At 49.7% G+C, this 16,800-nt stretch carries 16 protein-coding genes; 7 read left to right on the top strand and 9 right to left on the bottom strand.

The genetic code is table 11. The annotated features are described in order from the left end of the window. Positions 1-129: 129 nt before the first annotated feature. Entirely contained in the window at positions 130-1,098 is a 969-nt protein-coding gene (locus B157_RS0128065; protein ID WP_020606639.1) for a YihY/virulence factor BrkB family protein, read from the bottom strand. 222 nt (positions 1,099-1,320) lie between these two features. Here B157_RS0128065 and B157_RS0128070 point away from each other — a divergent pair, with 222 nt between their 5' ends. From B157_RS0128070 to B157_RS0128080, 3 genes are all read left to right on the top strand, one after another. Further along, a complete protein-coding gene (locus B157_RS0128070; protein WP_020606640.1) occupies positions 1,321-2,367 on the top strand; it encodes a sialidase family protein in 1,047 nt (348 codons plus the stop codon). Beyond that, positions 2,364-4,202, top strand: coding sequence for a D-apionate lactonase family protein (locus B157_RS0128075; protein ID WP_020606641.1), 1,839 nt, complete (start codon positions 2,364-2,366; stop codon positions 4,200-4,202). The genes B157_RS0128070 and B157_RS0128075 overlap by 4 nt, the downstream gene beginning before the upstream one ends. 124 nt (positions 4,203-4,326) lie before the next feature. Beyond that, positions 4,327-5,223 carry an alpha/beta hydrolase gene (locus B157_RS0128080; protein WP_020606642.1) on the top strand — a complete coding sequence of 299 codons (897 nt, stop codon included), beginning with the start codon at positions 4,327-4,329 and terminating at the stop codon, positions 5,221-5,223. Here B157_RS0128080 and B157_RS0128085 read toward each other — a convergent pair. The 8 genes from B157_RS0128085 to B157_RS0128120 all read right to left on the bottom strand — a co-directional run bounded on the left by B157_RS0128085 (position 5,220) and on the right by B157_RS0128120 (position 14,141). Beyond that, entirely contained in the window at positions 5,220-6,023 is an 804-nt protein-coding gene (locus tag B157_RS0128085) for a hypothetical protein (RefSeq protein WP_020606643.1), read from the bottom strand. The two genes, B157_RS0128080 and B157_RS0128085, sit on opposite strands and share 4 nt — an antisense overlap. A 6-nt stretch (positions 6,024-6,029) precedes the next feature. Continuing rightward, positions 6,030-6,656 (bottom strand): hypothetical protein, encoded by a 627-nt coding sequence (locus B157_RS0128090; RefSeq protein WP_020606644.1) that lies wholly within the window; start codon positions 6,654-6,656, stop codon positions 6,030-6,032. 68 nt (positions 6,657-6,724) lie between these two features. Further along, on the bottom strand, positions 6,725-7,303 hold the full coding sequence (locus B157_RS0128095) for a Crp/Fnr family transcriptional regulator (RefSeq protein WP_020606645.1): 579 nt from the start codon (positions 7,301-7,303) through the stop codon (positions 6,725-6,727). Positions 7,304-7,347: 44 nt separating this feature from the next. After that, positions 7,348-10,422, bottom strand: coding sequence for an efflux RND transporter permease subunit (locus B157_RS0128100; RefSeq protein ID WP_026309017.1), 3,075 nt, complete (start codon positions 10,420-10,422; stop codon positions 7,348-7,350). Positions 10,423-10,482: 60 nt separating this feature from the next. Further along, the gene (locus B157_RS0128105; RefSeq protein WP_342664720.1) at positions 10,483-10,929 is read right to left on the bottom strand and encodes a four helix bundle protein; all 447 of its coding nucleotides are present in this window, start codon (positions 10,927-10,929) and stop codon (positions 10,483-10,485) included. A gap of 4 nt (positions 10,930-10,933) precedes the next feature. Next, positions 10,934-11,983 (bottom strand): efflux RND transporter periplasmic adaptor subunit, encoded by a 1,050-nt coding sequence (locus B157_RS0128110; RefSeq protein WP_020606648.1) that lies wholly within the window; start codon positions 11,981-11,983, stop codon positions 10,934-10,936. A gap of 63 nt (positions 11,984-12,046) precedes the next feature. Further along, a complete protein-coding gene (locus tag B157_RS0128115) occupies positions 12,047-13,252 on the bottom strand; it encodes a TolC family protein (RefSeq protein WP_020606649.1) in 1,206 nt (401 codons plus the stop codon). Positions 13,253-13,529: 277 nt separating this feature from the next. Beyond that, complete coding sequence (locus B157_RS0128120; RefSeq protein WP_020606650.1) at positions 13,530-14,141, bottom strand: TetR/AcrR family transcriptional regulator; 612 nt, start codon at positions 14,139-14,141, stop codon at positions 13,530-13,532. 194 nt (positions 14,142-14,335) lie between these two features. On the opposite strand from B157_RS0128120, the gene B157_RS0128125 reads away from it, so the two are divergent. From B157_RS0128125 to B157_RS0128140, 4 genes are all read left to right on the top strand, one after another. Beyond that, positions 14,336-14,956 carry a thioredoxin family protein gene (locus B157_RS0128125; RefSeq protein ID WP_020606651.1) on the top strand — a complete coding sequence of 207 codons (621 nt, stop codon included), beginning with the start codon at positions 14,336-14,338 and terminating at the stop codon, positions 14,954-14,956. 308 nt (positions 14,957-15,264) lie between these two features. Beyond that, entirely contained in the window at positions 15,265-15,768 is a 504-nt protein-coding gene (locus B157_RS0128130) for a Rad52/Rad22 family DNA repair protein (RefSeq protein WP_026309020.1), read from the top strand. Positions 15,769-15,947: 179 nt separating this feature from the next. Next, positions 15,948-16,508 (top strand): RNA polymerase sigma factor, encoded by a 561-nt coding sequence (locus B157_RS0128135; RefSeq protein WP_020606652.1) that lies wholly within the window; start codon positions 15,948-15,950, stop codon positions 16,506-16,508. 49 nt (positions 16,509-16,557) lie between these two features. After that, the coding region (locus tag B157_RS0128140; RefSeq protein ID WP_020606653.1) for a hypothetical protein at positions 16,558-16,800 on the top strand (243 nt) is incomplete at its 3' end.

Genomic DNA, 16,800 nt, shown 5'->3' on the forward strand with positions numbered 1-16,800 from the left:
AAATCAGTGAAAGTTTAATCAATTATCAACCATCAATCGACAAAAAACTGTCGATCTGACATTTATACCTGAAAATGGGGTAGCGTATATAATCCTGGCCTTTCCCGGCCCACCAATTGCTAATTGCCGTTATTTTTTCCGAATCTGGTCTGCTTTCTTTTCTGACGGAATGACTGAAACTTCTTCTTCCCGTTCTGTTTGATCGAGATACACCGCGTACTCGGCCGGTTCGATACGTATGCCGAACTGATTGGCATACGCCTGCGTAAACTCCGCTCCGAAATACAGAATAATGGCAGTGTAGTAGATCCAGGTCAAAATAACGGTTAGGGAACCAGCCGCACCGTAGGTTGACTGGGTACCGGCTGTCTCAATATACAAGCCAATCAAATACTGCCCCAGCATGAAAAGCAGCGCCGTAAAAACGGCTCCCAGCCGAACATCTTTCCAGGCAATTTTAGCATCGGGAAGTACTTTGAAAATAGTGCCGAACAGTATGGTTATGACAGTCGTGCTGATCAGGAAATTAATCCCACGGATAATATACACACCCAGATCGGGCAACAAATTGGTAAGATGGTTTTTCAACACCAGTAAAAATCCGTTAACCACCAGAGATACCATCAACAGAAAACCCAGGCTAACCACCAGCGAAGAGGACAACAGCCGGTCTTTGATCAACTTCAGCCAGCCCCGTTTGGGCTTCGCCTTGACGCGCCAGATTATGTTGACCGATTCCTGAATTTCGACGAATATGCTTGTTGCACCAATTAATAATGTGACGATACCGATGGCCAAGGCGGTGTTTGTTTTACCAGACAGGCCAACGTTTTTGATCATGTTCTGAACCTGATTGGCCGCTTCGTTGCCAACCAACCCGTTTATTTGCGAAAAGACCTGCCCCCGTATCGCTTCCTCACCAAAAAAAATACTGCTTAGGGAGATGATCAGTACTAACAGGGGAGCCAGCGAAAAAACAGTGTAGTAAGCCAGGGCGGCACTAAGTTTCAAACAACGATCATCCAGAAAACCATTGAACGAATCACGAAGGACAATCCAGGCATTACTAAAAAAACGTTTGATCGCTTTTGTATCCATAATCCATGTACGAGTAGAGCGCGTTGAAACGCGTTGGGATGCATGTTAATGAGTCAATTAATTAACCGAAATGAGGTTGAGTTGTTGCTGATTAGCGTAGTTGGCAACGTGAAGTCAACCTAAAATATAGTCATTAGGACCTTCACAGCCGGAGACATAAGTTGTTTTATCAGTAAAGAAAAGAAATTGCCGACTTCTGTTAGCGAAGGAATACTACGCATTATGATCAAATCTAATTACCCCGTATTTGCGGTTCTTATTGGGCTGATGCTAACGGTCAATAGCACGTTTGGCCAGTCAGGCAAAACGGTTTTCGTACAGAAAGAATGGGTTTACGAACAGGCTCCTTTTCCAGAGTGCCATGCTTCTACTATAGCCGAAACGCCACAGGGACTGGTAACCGCCTGGTTTGGCGGAACCCATGAGCGCCATCCTGATGTGGGCATATGGACAAGCAGAAAGACCGCATCGAACTGGACGCCACCCGTTGAAGTCGCCACGGGGGTGCAACCCGACGGGAAGCGGCTGCCCTGCTGGAATCCGGTCCTTTTTCAAATCCCCAAAGGCGACCTGCTTTTGTTTTATAAAATTGGCCCCAGCCCCTCCACCTGGTGGGGCATGCTGAAGCGGTCGGCGGATGGGGGCAAAACCTGGTCCGAAGCCGAACGGCTGCCCGATGGCATTGCGGGTCCCATCAAAAATAAGCCTGTCTTACTCCCGTCGGGCGTGTTGCTGTGCCCGACCAGTTCCGAAGACCATAACTGGCGGGTGCATTTTGAAATGACCAGCGATTGGGGTAAAACCTGGACAAAAACGCCACCCATTAACGATGGCCTGGAGGATGGGGCTATTCAGCCCAGCGTCCTTTTTCACCCAGACGGACGATTGCAGGCCCTTTGCCGCAGTCAGAAAAGTGGATTCATTCTGGAAACATGGTCGAAGGATGGGGGTAAGACGTGGTCACCCCTTCAGAAAACAACCCTGCCCAATCCGAACTCAGGTACGGATGCCGTAACCCTGAAAGATGGCAGGCAGGTGCTAGTGTACAACCCTACATCGCCGGTTAATGGTAAATCCGGGCCACGCACTCCGCTGGACGTTGCTATCTCCGACGATGGGAAAACCTGGAAAACGCTGGCCGTGCTCGAAAATGAACCGGGCGAATACTCCTATCCGGCCGTGATTCAAACCAGCGATGGCCGGGTTCATATTACCTATACCTGGAAACGGAACCGTATCCGACACGTCGTGTTTGACCCGAAGTCATGACGATAAACCAGCAACTTTACGGAAGTGATACAGCCCTGCCGCTTTACACCGAACTGAGGGCTGGCCCATTGACGGTTGGTTACGAAGAAGGTTCGTTTCGGTATTTCCGGTGGGGAAATGATGAAATTCTACGGATGATTTACGTTTCGATGCGGGACGAAAACTGGGGCACCCTAACCCCCATCCGCACGAATGAAGAGATAATTATCGGTACTGATCATTTTCAGATCCGTTACGACTGCCACTACCAGCGTGATTCGACCGTCTTATTCACCTGGAAAGTAACCGCCGAAGGGAATGCCGATGGATCGTTCAGTATGACGATCGATGGGCTGTCTCATCAGACGTTCCTGCGTAATAGGGCTGGTTTTTGCCTCCTGCATCCCATTCAGGGGACGACCGGGCAACCCTGCCAGTTGCTCCACCCTGACGGGCAGTGGGAAACTACGCACTTTCCGCTGACAATAAGCCCGGAAAACCCCTTTAAACAGCTAGCCGGTATGCGTTGGCAACAGGCCGACGGGGTCTGGTTTCGGCTGGATTTGACCGGCGACGTGTTTGAAACGGAAGATCAGCGCAACTGGACGGATGCATCGTTTAAAACGTTCTGCACGCCGTCGGCTCTTCCTATCCCGGTTCAACTTCGGGCCGGAGACCGGGTGCGTCAGCAAATCGAGTTTCGGCCCGAACAATCGTTACCGGTTTTGCCGATGCCAGAGACGCGGGAGATTACGGTTCAGGTGTTTGAACAGGAAAGCACCCCACTGCCTGCCATCGGCGTTGGAGCCTCTACTGACGTTCGGGTACTAACCGAATCCGTTCAAAAAATAATTCAATCGTGCCACTTCGCGCATTATCGGGTGGAAATTGTTCCAGCTCAGGCTGACTGGGAAACTGATTTTCTGGCGGAGGTTGCCAATGCCCTTGCCTGCGAAACACCCGTACTCGTTGCTTTGCATCTGACAAATAAGTATACTGCCGAACTCAGGGACTTCCTGTCGGTTGTGCAACAGCATAAAGTAGCACTGGCTGAAATAATGCTGTTTTCTGTCAATGAACCGGTCACTGCGGAGGCTGTACTCGCCACGGCTCCCGCCCTCCTGCGAAAGGTGTGGCCACAAACGCGTATCGGTGCGGGGACTAACTATAATTTTACGGAGCTGAATCGCAACCGGCTGGCTACCGATAAGGTCGATTTTGTTGCCTATAGCGTTCACCCGCAGGTGCATGCCTTCGACAACCGGTCGATGGTAGAGACGCTCGATACCCAGGGCGATACTGTGCAAACGGCCAGAACCTTCGTCGGCTCAGTACCCATTCACGTATCGCCCGTAACGCTCCGGCAGCGGGTCAATCCTTACGCCCACGACCCCAAAGATCGCGAACAGACAAACCACCAGAAAGCCGATCCCCGGCAACCATCGCTTTGGGCCGCAGGCTGGACGCTGGGTAGTATAAAGTATCTGGCCGAAGCGGGGGCGGAATCGATAACCTATTTTCAAACGGTCGGCCATCAGGGTATTATGTTAGCCGATGGGCAACAATACCCCTTGGGATTGCTGCTGTCGGCGGTACAGAATTTTAGGGGAGGGCAGGTCATTCGCACAGAAACAAGTCAGCCACTGACCTGTAGTACCTTGCTACTGACAGATAATACCCATCATTGCTGGCTTGTAGCGAACCATACAGGCCAATCCATAACAGTTCAGCTACCCGAAACGGTGCAGGGCGGATACCGAATTACGCTTATACCGGCGCAGCGAATGGGACTGGATCTGGCCGATGTAAGTCGCCTTACCCTGGAACCTTTTGGAACGTGGGTGCTGGTGTGTTAGCAGGTGCCAATCCGGCTGGCTGGTTCTCCGTATCCCATGAACTGGTTTAGGCTGGTTAGGGTTAGAAACAACAGCCGGATACCGTCAGGTGCCTGCGCAAAAAAGTCTGTACACTGATTACTGCATGTTTCGTCTGTTTTCTTTCCCCTTATTCTGGCGGGTTCCGGTTGCCCTGCTCACGCTGGCGGTTGTATTATTTTCCATGAGTGGTTACGCTATTTCCTGCCACAGCCATCGCACCAAAGATGTGCCTTATGTTGTGGCAACGGAGCCTGATTTTAATGCCGAACGGCATATACTGGACGTTTACGCACCCAATAAAAAAACAGCTACGGCCCGGCCCGTTGTGGTGTTTATTCACGGCGGAAGCTGGAATAGCGGGAGTAAAAACATCTACTGGTTTATTGGTCGAAGACTGGCCAAACAGGGTGTGGTAGCCGTAATTATAAACTACCGGCTGGCCCCGTCTGTAGAGGTTCCCGCCATGGCCAACGACTGCGCCCGCGCCGTGCAATGGACCAAACAGCACATTGGCGAGTACGGGGGCGACCCAAACCGGATTTTTGTGATGGGGCATTCGGCAGGAGCCGGGTTAGCCGCGCTGCTGGCCACCGACGATGAACTATTTGCTAAAATTGGCGTAAACCAGAACCCCGTGAAAGGAGCCATTCTTGATGATCCTGCTGGACTGGATATGTTCGACTATCTGACCAAAATGCAATACCCCGGCGACGAACGGTACCTGATTCCCTACGGAAAGAACCCTGCCGTTTGGCGGTCGGTATCGCCGATGTACCACGTCGAGGCCGGTTGTCCGCCCATGCTGATTTACGTGGGCGGGAAAACGTATCCCAGTATTACCAGTAGTTCGAAGCGATTCCACGAAAAATTACAGGAACAGGGCGTGAAAAACGAAATCACAACCCTGCCCGGCAAGAAACATGTCCCAATGGCAGCCCAGTTGTTCTGGAAAAATAACATCATCTACCGCGACCTGCTGAAATTTGTGGGAGCACGTTAGTGAGAAGGGGCAGGATTCGTCGTGACGGAGCTTTTTTGAGCGAAAAGCGGTTTGCCATTAAGCGCCTGAACAAGTGTAAAAACTGCCAGTACTGCGTATAAAAGCCCGAATAACAGCGTTATTTTCAGGTCTTTGAACACATACCAGGCTAGCATGGGTAGCATCTGCAGAGCGTGCATACCGATGAAGTGAGCAATGCGTGGATCGCCATACTGTCGGCTCCAGTTTACCAGGGGCAAACCATTTCCTCCGTCCGGCCCACCAATAGTGTGGCTCATCCGAGACCCCATCACCGCGCCTTCCAGCGAAAAGATGACGAACAACGTAATACCGATGCGGATGCTCCAGACGTAGTAGTCGGGCAGATCGGGGAAGCTGCGGATAAAGAACAAAATGCCCACGTAGGCCGTGTACAGCGTTACGGCCGTAGCGGCCAGCGCCATGAGTGAATAAAGCCTTGCATAAACGGGACTACTCTGGTTGTAATGCGAACGTTGGCCCCGCCCGGCTTGTACCGCGATGTACACAATCTCAAACCCCAGTAACCCAATAACGGCCCAGTTAAAGGGTGCCGGATTGAAGGCAGGCATCAGGTAATGGCAGAACCACGCCATAGTCCAGGCGTACAAAGTTATGGACAGGGCGAATTTGAAGGGTTTGTACCAGGCATTGACGCCCATTACCTGCCTGTTGGTTAATCGGGTTAACACTAAAAAAACGACCGATAGAATCAGACAAATCAGGCCAAAGAAGAAAAGCACTTCGTTGCGTGTTTGCAAGGTTTCAAGGAACGTTTTCATGATGCGTCAGAATTTTGGTTTGACTAAGTTGAGACGGGCTCCTATCTGCAGAAAATAAATGAACCCTCCGCCCGAAGCATTATAGGCAGACTGGCCAAGCGTTCGGGTTTGGGTACCGCTCAGGTTTAGGCTCCAGCCGAAACTGGCATCGGCGTAGAAGCACTTATGGAACGGAAACACCCGAATGCCCAGCCGGGGAACTACGTAGGTTTTGCGAATCATTTCGCGTTGACGGGTTAGTTTATCTTCCATGATGAACCATTCTGGCCCACCCAAAAAACCGGCGTATACGCCTTTACGGTCGGGGCGAAAATAATAATTGGCGAATACTTCAACGGCGTTGTTGCGCACAACCGTTACATTGTCGACGTTCCGAAAAAATGTTTTAGTGATATAATCGGGTGGAACGACGCTGAATCCTACACCCCCAATCTGCCAGTGGCCGAACTCAACCGAAGCTGTACCGCCACCGCCGTTTGAGAGAAATAGAAACGGATAAATGTCTAGGCTTAACTGAAGCGGTCGCTGCGGTTTTCCCTTCCCTAAAACAGGTTGGGCATAAACGCCAGACTGTGTCTGAGCAAAGCTACTTACGCTAAAAAGCAGGGTTAAAAGCAAAAGTGTTGTTTTCATTGTGCTGATTATAAGATGATTTCAGCACAAAGATCAGCCAGATTAGAGCTGTAAATCGTTGACGTTTGTTAAGACTTTTTTCTTTCTCTGGCCCGGATACGGCTAAATGATTCCGGGCTTATCCCGACCAGATTGGCCAAGTAGTGTTGTGGTACCACCTGAAATAAGTCAGGGCGTTGGGTTAGCAGTTTAGCCACGCGCACTTCGGGCTTGTCAAAGGCCAGCGACATAGCAATTTCGGTAGTACGCTGAGCCACCTGCTCGGCCATAAGTCGGCCGAATGTTTCAAGTCGGCTGCTTTGGCTGTATAGCGACTTCAAATTCTGGTGCGACACAATGAGCAGTTCGGCATTCTTTAACACCTGAAAGTTGTAGATTGAGGGTACCCGTTTTGTGAAACTTCGATAGTCGGTGATGAAATGCTCCGGCATCGTAATATCGCACGTAAACAGGGTGCCATCTTTGACGTGATAATGCTGAATAACACCCGCCTTGACGAAGGCGATAAAATTACAAACGCTTCCTGCGGAGAGTAAGAACTCTTTACGTTTTAAAGTCAACGGTTGGAACGAAGCCATTATCAGGGCTTTGTCAGTCTGAGTAAGTTCGACAAATTGGGTGCAGTATCGTATCAGTGTGTCGTACATAGTGAATGAGCCTTTTTAACGGGGATGCTGCGAATAGTTGACAATCAGGCCATTTCCAGTTCTTTTGCCTCCGTTTCCTTCACCTCTACCTTTGGTGGCAGCAGTTTGTACACCACCGGCGTTACGATTCGGGATAGTAACGTGCTGGAAATCAGGCCGCCTATAAGTACCCACGCCAGTGGGCTGTACAATGGGTTACCCTCCAGTGCCAGCGGCATTAGCCCACCAATAGCCGTAAGCGAGGTGAGCACAATGGGCACAAACCGAACCTCGCCCGCATGTTCGATAGCTTCCAGCAACGGCATCCCCTCCGCCCGGAGTTGATTGGTGAAATCGACCAGTAGAATTGAATTTTTAACTTCGATACCAATCAGGGCAATCAGGCCGATGATGGCCACAAATGAGAATGGATTGCCTGTCAGCAACAGGGCGACGATAGCCCCGATAACCCCCAGCGGAATGACAGATAACACAATGAGCGTACTCTTGATGGTGCCAAATTCCAGAATGAGTACGGCCATAAACCCGAAAATGGTAATCAGGATAATGGTGCCCAGCCCGCCGAAGGATTTGGAGCGGCTTTCCAGTTCACCGGCGGCAACGTAGCTGAATCCGGCCGGGAATTTCTGCGCATCCAGTTTTTTGAGCAGGTCATTGTACACGTTGTCAACCAGATAGCCGGTTTTTACGAAAGCCGTCACGCTCACGAACCGGTTTTTGTCGTAGTGCTTGATCAGGTTGGTGCCGGTCTCAAACTCCAGGTCGGCCACCTGCCGGAGGGGTACGGCACTACCCGATACGGTGTTCACGTACAGGTTGTTCAGTACCGTTTGGTCTGTTACGCGGCCCTTCGGTAAGGTCAGATTAATCGTGTACTCGGTGTCGTCGTTTGGGGCTTTGAAGGTGCCAATAGTCAGGCCCGCCACGGCCATACGGATGGTACGGTTAATGTCGGCGATGGACAGGCCCAGCAACCCGGCTTTTTCTTTGTTGATTTTAATTCTGATATCCGTTTTGCGGGTAGCCAGCGGATTATTGACGTAAATAGTACCGGCCGTTTGTTTGAGTGTCGTTTCGACGCGGGCAGCCACGGCCCGGAGGGTGTCCATATTCTCACCAAAGACCCGGATGGCAATGGGTGCCTCCTGGTCTGGACCCTGTTCAAAGTCTTTTACCTCAATCCTGGCATTCGGATACAGCGCAAACAAGTCGCGGTATTTGTCGATGAGGGCACGTTTTCCGGCTGGTTCAACATCGGTCAACTGCACAAAAAACTGCGAAAAATTGGTGGCCTCGTTGCGCTGAATCACGTTGTAGTAAATGCGGGGATTGCCCTTGCCTACGTTGGTCGTAAAATGCCTGATTTCCGGGTCCTGCTTCAGTTTACTTTCCACGTATCGGGCTACACGGTTGGTTTCATTCAGGCTACTACCCTCCGGCGTTTCGATATTGATCAGAAACTGCGGCTTTTCGGAGGCTGGAAACAGCCCAAACCCGGCCCGACCCGCCTGAGAAACGGCCAGTCCGAAAATGGCCCCGGCAATGAGTAATGTTACTCCTGGCCGTCGTAACGCGCTGTGCAGTAGGCGGCTGTATGAGCCGCTGATGAGCTGCTTCAAGGCCCGTAGAAAAATGTTGCCTTCTGGATTATGTGATTCTTTCAGAATTCGGCTACTCAGAAACGGCACGATGGTGAGCGAAACGACCAGCGATGCCAGCACCGTTGTGACCACCGCCATCGGCAGGGAGCGAATAAAATCACCCGACCCTTCGGGCAGGAACAGTAGGGGTAAAAACGCCAGTACCAGCGTAGTGGTACAGCCAATAACGGCCAGCGTAATCTGACTCGTTGCCCGGATAGCGGCTTCTTTTCGCGAAAACCCGTTGCGCATGTATCGCTCGATGTTTTCGACCACCACGATGCTGTCGTCCACCAGAATGCCGAGGGCAACGATCAATCCGACAATGCTCAACTGATTGATGCTGAATCCAAACGCATCGAGTAATGATAGTCCAATGGCCAGGGATAACGGGATGGAGATCATGACAACAATGGCGGCCCGGAAACCCAGCGGTAACAGCGTGAGCGATACCAGTAAAATGGCAATAGCGAAGTCCTGCACGAAGTGTCCCAGCCGTTTATCGACACTGGCGGCTTGATCGAAGTTTTTGGTTAGTTTGACAGAGGGCGGCAGACTCTTGGCGAAGTTGTCGATGATAGGGTTAATCTGTTCCCCTACTTTCTGGATATTCTCCCCAATTTTCTGACTGGCTGTTACCAGTACCGCCCGGTGGCCATTAAGCCGGGTGATGTATGTTTCGTCGGCCAGATTTTCCGATACGTCGGCCACATCGCGCAGGTAGATTATTTTAGTTCCATTCGACGAGATGATCGTATTTCTTATCTGATCGAGGGATTCGTATTTACCCGCCGTTTTGACGTTGAATTTTCGTGCGCCTACCTGCACGCTACCACCCGGAATGTTCACGTTTTCAGCTTGCAACGCTCCCGCAATCCGGTTGAGGGTAATGCCCTGCTGCGCCATTTTTTCAATGTTCAGCGATACGCGCACCGTACTTTCCGGGTAACCCCAGTCGTCCACGTTTTTTAGGCTTTTGACTTTTTCCAGTTGCTCTTTCAGGTCGTCGGCGTATTTCCCTAACTCCTTATCCGATAACACTTCTGATTGTAAGGCCACCTGCACGATGCTGACATCGGACGGGGAAAATTTGTTGATCTTGATACTGAATACGTCCGATGGTAATTCGGCCCGCAGCGCGTTGACTTCCCGAATGAGTTCCTGGTATTTTTCGTCGGGGTCCTGGCTGTATTCATACTCGACCCGAAACACGGCCAGCCCGTCGCCCACGGTGGTAATAACGTGCTCGATATTGTCGAGTTCATTGAACCGTTTTTCGGCGGAGTCTACAACCAGTTCTTCCATATCGAGGGCATCGGTGCCGGGGTACACGACCACTACGGCGAACTGCGGAGCCACAAATTCGGGGTCTTCACCCCGGGGCATATTCAGCAGCGAGTTGATGCCCAGAGCGGCCACGCCCAGAAACAGCACCAGCATAAACTGCCAGTTTTTGACGGAAAAAGATGATAGCATGATAATGAATAATTTATAATGAACAATGTATAATGGAACTACCCTAAAGTTCTGGTAATCAAATTATTTAAGGTTGTCCCTTGTCGTTTTCAGAATACTATTTAGCAGGCGTATCAATTCGTCGTTATCATTGCAAAGGGAGGAAAATATGCTGCTGTCGATATACTCAGTAGCGTGAAGCAAACGGAGCCAGTATTTCGTTTCGCGGGCTTCTTTCAAGGAGATTCCAACCTTAGCGGCAAATTCCTTTTTGGAAAATGCACTATCTGCTTCTTCCAGATTGGCCCCTACCGATGTACCGCTACGCAGTACTTGCTTTGCCAATGGAATAATGTCCCGGTGATGCTGACAAAGCCATTTGTAGAATTTTAGAATTCTAACCGAAAAATCGAAAGACTTTTCAAGTACCACGTTTGGTTTCTGCGTATAGGATGCCCCAGGTTCAAAAAGCCAGAAGCCCCTATCGTCTTCATTCATATCATTATCCATTGTACATTTTTTATTATACATTACCTTACTTTACCACCACCGCGCTTTCCTCAGTCAGAAAGGCGGACCCCGCTGTAACCACTTCTTTTATCCCCGACAGTCCGTTGGTTAGCAGTACGTTGTCCTTATCTAAAAAGCCAATCTGGATAGGGGTTTTCCGTACATGTTTTCGGTCGTCGGTCAGTACGTAGACGAATCCTTCTTTGCCGTTGCCTTCCACGACGGATTCGATAGGGATCAGCGAATAACTACGACTTTGGGCGGGTGTCAGTGAGACTTTAGCAAATAGGCCGGGGGCCAGTTTTACGCCCGCAGGGTACAGTTTTATTTCGGCTTCGTAAAGTTTATTGACAGGGTCGGCCGCCTGCGCCAATTTCGTAATGCTTCCGGTAAAACCTTTACCGGGATAGGCATCGAGCGTGACAGTAGCCCGGTTGCCGAGTCGAAGCCGCGCCCAGTCTTTATCCGACACGCCAACCCGCACTACCCAGTCACTGGCGCGGTTGCCCGAAATCAGGTAGACCGACGCGCCGGGGGCTACAAATTCGCCCGCATTCGTGGCTTTACGTGTTACGGTCCCATCCACCGATGAGCGAATCTGGGCGTAGCTGCGGTTAAACTGGGCAATGGTCAGGCTCTGTTTCGCTACGCTCTGACCCGTTGTGGCATTCTGGAGTTGTTCGAGTGTGGCGGCTGTATCGGCATAGAGACTTTTAACCCGGCCTAAATCCCGTTCGGCTTTTTCGCTGGCGAGTTGTGCCTGACTGACCTGCGCGTTAATTTCAGTCAGGTCGAGGGTAGCCAGCAGTTGCCCTTTGCGGACCGACTGCCCTTCGTCTACCAGCATCTGGTTAATGATGCCGCCAACTTTAAACGACAGTCGGGCTTCCTCCGCCGAAGAAACCAACCCCGAAGCGACAATAGGTTCGGCCCTGGTTACCGTGCTGACCGGTGCCAGCCTGACCGGTACAATAACTTCATCGGTGGTGACTGTGGTGGGCTTTTCGGCTTTGCTGCCGCACGACCAAAGCGCGACGGCGAGCAGAAGTGAGAAAATAAGGTGGTTTGTTTTCATGATTTTAATAGTTGACAATCGATCTGGTAAGTATTGATGAATCCCTGTAAAATGATCGCTAGATTACTGACCTACCGCTACAGCCCTATCGAGGGCGGCCCGCTTGATGAGTACATCCGTTCGGGCTAGTGAATGCTGAAGCTGAGCCGTTTGGCGGTCGTTCTCGTAGCGCACAAATTCAATTAGTAAGGATTGCCCGTTTCGGTATTTGCTGTCAATGACCCGGAAGGTCTGGTCGGCGTTGAGCACACCGCTTTGGGTTGCAGCTAAACTTTCGGTGGCGGCATTGAGGTCATAATACGCTTGCAATACCTGCAACTGAATCTGGTGCTGTACGTCGGTCAGGCGAGTTTGCAGGAGGTCGGTCTGGATTTTTGCCTGTTGAATCTTCGAGCGTTTCTCGTAGCCTTTGAACAAGTCCCATTGCAACCCTACCTGTGCTACCACATAAGCCTGATTTTTAAACGTGTAGCCGAAGCCCTGAAAACCCGTGTTTGCCCCCACGTACACATTGGGAATGCTGGCATTGGCTTCGTTCAGACGCACAGCCGTTCGGGCGGCTTCCAGCGAACCGTTCAGTTGAGCCAATTCCTGCCGACCACGTATGGCCGTTTGCTGTAAGTCCGGCAGATTTTCTTTCGATTCGGGCAGGATTCTCGTTAAGGATGAGTCGACCGTAACGGGTGCGGTTAGGTCGCGGTTGAGCAGGAAGTTGAAATAGGCACGGGCCGTTTCCCGATTTTTCCCCGCCACGGCCAGTTGCTGGTCTACTTTACTGACTTCGTAGCGAGCCGATGTCAGTACCTCTTTTGTCGCCACGTTGTTATTGACTAATTTCTCGTTCAGCCGGGTCAATTCGTTGAGTACTTTACGGGAGTTTTTAAAGATAGTTACCGCATCCAGCGATTGCAGGTACTGGTAATAAGCCGTGGCAATCGTATAGCGCAGTTCATTTTCGACCACGCGTCTGCGAGCTTCCTGCGCCGATACCAGTTGTTTCTGAATGAGGTAGTTGTAGTGAATATCGGTATTGAAGATTGCGTAGTTGACACTGATTTTAGTGTCGTGAAAGTTATTGGGAGCCAGCAGTTGGTTTACGTTCTCAATATTTGTTGGGAACTTGTCGGAGCCAGTGAGCTGATTGAGTGTTTTATACGCTGGGTTGAGTAAATCGCCCACCGGGAATTCCAATCGCCGACCACCAGCTGCCAGGGAGTAGGTGGGATTGAAAGCTATATGCGGGTAAAATAGGGACCTGGCCTGATTCAATGACTCCGTTACACGGCTTATTTCCAGTGACTCCTGCCGTAATGAAAGGTTATTCGTGAGCCCTTCCTGAATGTAACGCTCCAGAATTGGTGAAGGCTGAGCGTTAACTGAAAGTAAGAACGAAAGATGAAAAATAACGAATAAGATAAGAACACACCTGTAAGGTTTCAAAAACACTACAGGACTTGTAAGATGGTTGATAATGTGTCTCATAATCATATATTATTTAATAAACAGTGTTTAGTGTATGGGCAAAAAAATAGGCCGGGGCCTACTTTTATAATCCATGCCGAAGCGTTTCGCAAAACAGATTAAATGCATCATCCATAATGGATTCCCGGTCACACTCGGGGAGCATACCCAGTCGCTTCCGTAAATACAGGGCCGTGTAGCCATGAATGCCACTCCAGATCATCATAGCCGTAGCCTGAACATTGTGTTTCTGGAAAATACCCGCGTCTATGCATTCCTGTACAACCTGCGTGAGCAGGCCGAATGCTTGGTCACCTTCCATCCAGTCTTCCTTATCGAGTGTGTCCATAGGAGCCATCATGATAAACATCAGGTCAAATAACTCCGGATTCTCGACCGCAAACCGAATATAGGCGCGACCCATTTCTACCAGTTTTTCAAACGGGTCCGTTAAGAGGAGCAGGGGTTGGAATTCCTGCACCATCTTTACAAATCCACGTTGATGCAGCGCGTACAGCAGTTCATTTTTATCCTTGTAATACAGATAAATAGTTGCCGGACTATACTCAATCTCATCGGCAATGTTGCGAATGCTTACTTTATCGTACCCATTAGCCAGAAACAGTTTCTGGGCACCGTCCAGAATCAGCTTCCGCATTTCTTCCCGCTCCCGTTCTTTTCGCTCAGTAATACCCATTGATTAAGTAATTAACGACGCAAATATAATAAACACTGTTTAGTAAACAAGTATCAGGTATCTTTTTAGGCAATTGATGAGGTTTTGTGGGGAATAGGTCAAAAACTCGTTTACACACGCTTCAGTCCGAAAGTCCTGTTTATTAATCTTTTCGATAGGTTTACCATCTAAGACTTAAACACGTTAAACAAGTAATGGAAAAATACACAGGGCGGTTGCTCACCACAGGGCTGTTTCTTTTGCTTACCGGAATCAGCGCCCTGGCTCAGCCGGTGAAGGGCTATGGGCTGGGCGATGCTGTTACCGATTTTAAATTGAAAAATATTGACGGACTTCCGATTTCGTTGAGTAACTATCGCGACAAAAAAGGGCTGATTGTAGTGTTCACAAGCAATCACTGCCCGTTCTCAAAAGCATACGAAGAACGGCTTATTTCGCTGGATCGAAAATTTGCCGGGCAGGGGTACCCGGTACTGGCAGTGATGGCTAATGACCCGGAAGCCTATAAGGAAGATTCATTCGAAAACATGCAAGTCCGTGCCCAAATCAAAAACTATCCTTATCCCTATGCGATGGACGAAGCGCAGTCAATGGCCCGCGCTTTTGGGGCTACACGACTGCCGGAAGTGTATGTCCTGAAACAGAACGCCGGTCAGTTTATTCTCGAATATAAAGGGGCTGTTGACGATAATCCGCAGGATACAGGTAGCGTACAACGGCGTTACATTGATGAAGCAGTTAGTAGTTTATTGGCAGACAGGCCGGTACAGTCACCAATTACCAAACCAATTGGATGCGGCATTAAGTGGAAGTGAGTGCATATGCCCGGCTAGTGTAACAAACAGGCATATGGCTATGTTTTACTTGTATTATATAGTAACTTTGCAGCGTTGCGCGGTACCATTCAGGATGACGACGTCAAATCGATGTTCGCCGACTGGGCTGGAATGGAATGAACGGTAGAAAGTGGCAGCATGCTGGAAGATACGATACTTGCTTTTGACTTTATCCCACCTGTGGCTACCGTACTGTCTGGCTGGCCAGGCTAAACCAGGAACAGGCGGGTAACATCCATTGATTTTTATTGTAAATAACCTAACGAAAAAGACAACACCAAACCAACATGGAGTTAAACGCATTGACTGCCCCGCTCACCGTCCACGAAATTGAGTGGCGGGTGCAAAGCCAGACCAAAGACGGTCAGAAAATTATTGTGGTGCCTTACATCACCAACCGCTGTGTGATGCAACGTTTTGATGATCAGTTTGGCTGGGCGGGCTGGCAAAATGAGATAAAAGAAATTGACGGGGGCTTTTTGTGTACCATAACGGCCATTTTGCCCGGTGGCGAAATGGTGAAGAAAACGGATGGTGCCAGTCGCACCGCCGTCGAACCTGTGAAGGGGGGTATCAGCGATGCCATGAAACGTTGCGCTGTGCAGTTTGGCCTGGGCCGTTCTTTGTATGATTTCCCTAAGGTAATGATTCAGACGACAGACAAGTACATCCCGAACTGGGCTGCCCCGCTGTTGGATAAAATGGTGGAAAAACTCAACGCGGGCGGGCTGGTTCGTGATGTGGTTGTGCTCAAACCTGAACACGCTAAGGTCCCCCCAAAGGAAGTGTAAAAATTCTTTTGGGGTTCTGTACCGGGCCGACGAACGGGCATATAGATAGCCTGCAATTTTATTGATAAGTAAATGCAGCCTGCTTAGTTAATTATACTCATGGTTCGGTAATTTTACATCCTGGAATCCAAGAACGCCTAGACTACGTTTATTGGGTATCTCTTTACCGTAACTTATGTATGCATAAAAACTATACTGACGAAGAATTAGTTGACTGTTACCTGAAAACCCGTCAAAACGCTTACTTCGAACAACTTTATGAACGCTACTGTCATAAGGTGCGTAACAAATGCCTGTCGTTTACCAAAGACAGGATGCAGGCAGATGATCTGACGCAGGATATATTTATGCGGCTGCTGGGTAAACTCGAAAGCTATAAACAACACGCCAAGTTTTCCACCTGGCTCTATTCCATCACATCCAATTACTGTACGGATCGGATTCGTTCTACCCGTGCCCGCCACTATCCCATACTGCTGGATAACTGGGGAAGTATGCCCCTGATCTCCGACGATAATGAAATAGAACAACAGAGGGAGTTAAACCGGGTCAAAATCCAGTACGCGCTCACCCGTATGCCGCTCATGGAACAACATCTGCTACAAAAAAAATACCAGGAAAATACCAGTATACAGGAATTAGCCATTCAGTATTCCCTGACGGAAAGTGCCGTAAAGATGCGCTTGAAGCGATCACGTGACCGACTGCGTCAGTTCTACGGAGAAGCAAGGATATATTGACAGCAATTTCTAATTTGGGTTTTGCTGTTTGATTTGGTAGTTTGTGTTCATGCGTCAAACCTACCAACAATTACAGCAAGCCATCAGTTTGGATACCGAAATGATCACGTTGCGTAGCTGGTTTAGTAGCTTTCCCGATAAACGGGCAGCCAATCGTTCCTTTTCCTTGCCCGATGTTTTGATGAGTGCTTATGCGATGTTCGCCTTGAAGTACCCATCCCTGCTCGCTTTTGAGACCCAAACCCAGCAGGAAGCCCAAAATCTACAGACTCTGTTTGGGGTGAAAACCCTG

The organism is Spirosoma spitsbergense DSM 19989 (assembly GCF_000374085.1).
Lineage (GTDB): Bacteria > Bacteroidota > Bacteroidia > Cytophagales > Spirosomataceae > Spirosoma > Spirosoma spitsbergense.

Bases quoted from the DNA above. Each gene is read 5' to 3' on its own strand.
- B157_RS0128065 (WP_020606639.1), bottom strand. From the start codon at position 1,098: ATGGATACAAAAGCGATCAAACGTTTTTTTAGTAATGCCTGGATTGTC.
- B157_RS0128070 (WP_020606640.1), top strand. From the start codon at position 1,321: ATGATCAAATCTAATTACCCCGTATTTGCGGTTCTTATTGGGCTGATG.
- B157_RS0128075 (WP_020606641.1), top strand. From the start codon at position 2,364: ATGACGATAAACCAGCAACTTTACGGAAGTGATACAGCCCTGCCGCTT.
- B157_RS0128080 (WP_020606642.1), top strand. From the start codon at position 4,327: ATGTTTCGTCTGTTTTCTTTCCCCTTATTCTGGCGGGTTCCGGTTGCC.
- B157_RS0128085 (WP_020606643.1), bottom strand. From the start codon at position 6,023: ATGAAAACGTTCCTTGAAACCTTGCAAACACGCAACGAAGTGCTTTTC.
- B157_RS0128090 (WP_020606644.1), bottom strand. From the start codon at position 6,656: ATGAAAACAACACTTTTGCTTTTAACCCTGCTTTTTAGCGTAAGTAGC.
- B157_RS0128095 (WP_020606645.1), bottom strand. From the start codon at position 7,303: ATGTACGACACACTGATACGATACTGCACCCAATTTGTCGAACTTACT.
- B157_RS0128105 (WP_342664720.1), bottom strand. From the start codon at position 10,929: ATGTATAATAAAAAATGTACAATGGATAATGATATGAATGAAGACGAT.
- B157_RS0128110 (WP_020606648.1), bottom strand. From the start codon at position 11,983: ATGAAAACAAACCACCTTATTTTCTCACTTCTGCTCGCCGTCGCGCTT.
- B157_RS0128120 (WP_020606650.1), bottom strand. From the start codon at position 14,141: ATGGGTATTACTGAGCGAAAAGAACGGGAGCGGGAAGAAATGCGGAAG.
- B157_RS0128125 (WP_020606651.1), top strand. From the start codon at position 14,336: ATGGAAAAATACACAGGGCGGTTGCTCACCACAGGGCTGTTTCTTTTG.
- B157_RS0128130 (WP_026309020.1), top strand. From the start codon at position 15,265: ATGGAGTTAAACGCATTGACTGCCCCGCTCACCGTCCACGAAATTGAG.
- B157_RS0128135 (WP_020606652.1), top strand. From the start codon at position 15,948: ATGCATAAAAACTATACTGACGAAGAATTAGTTGACTGTTACCTGAAA.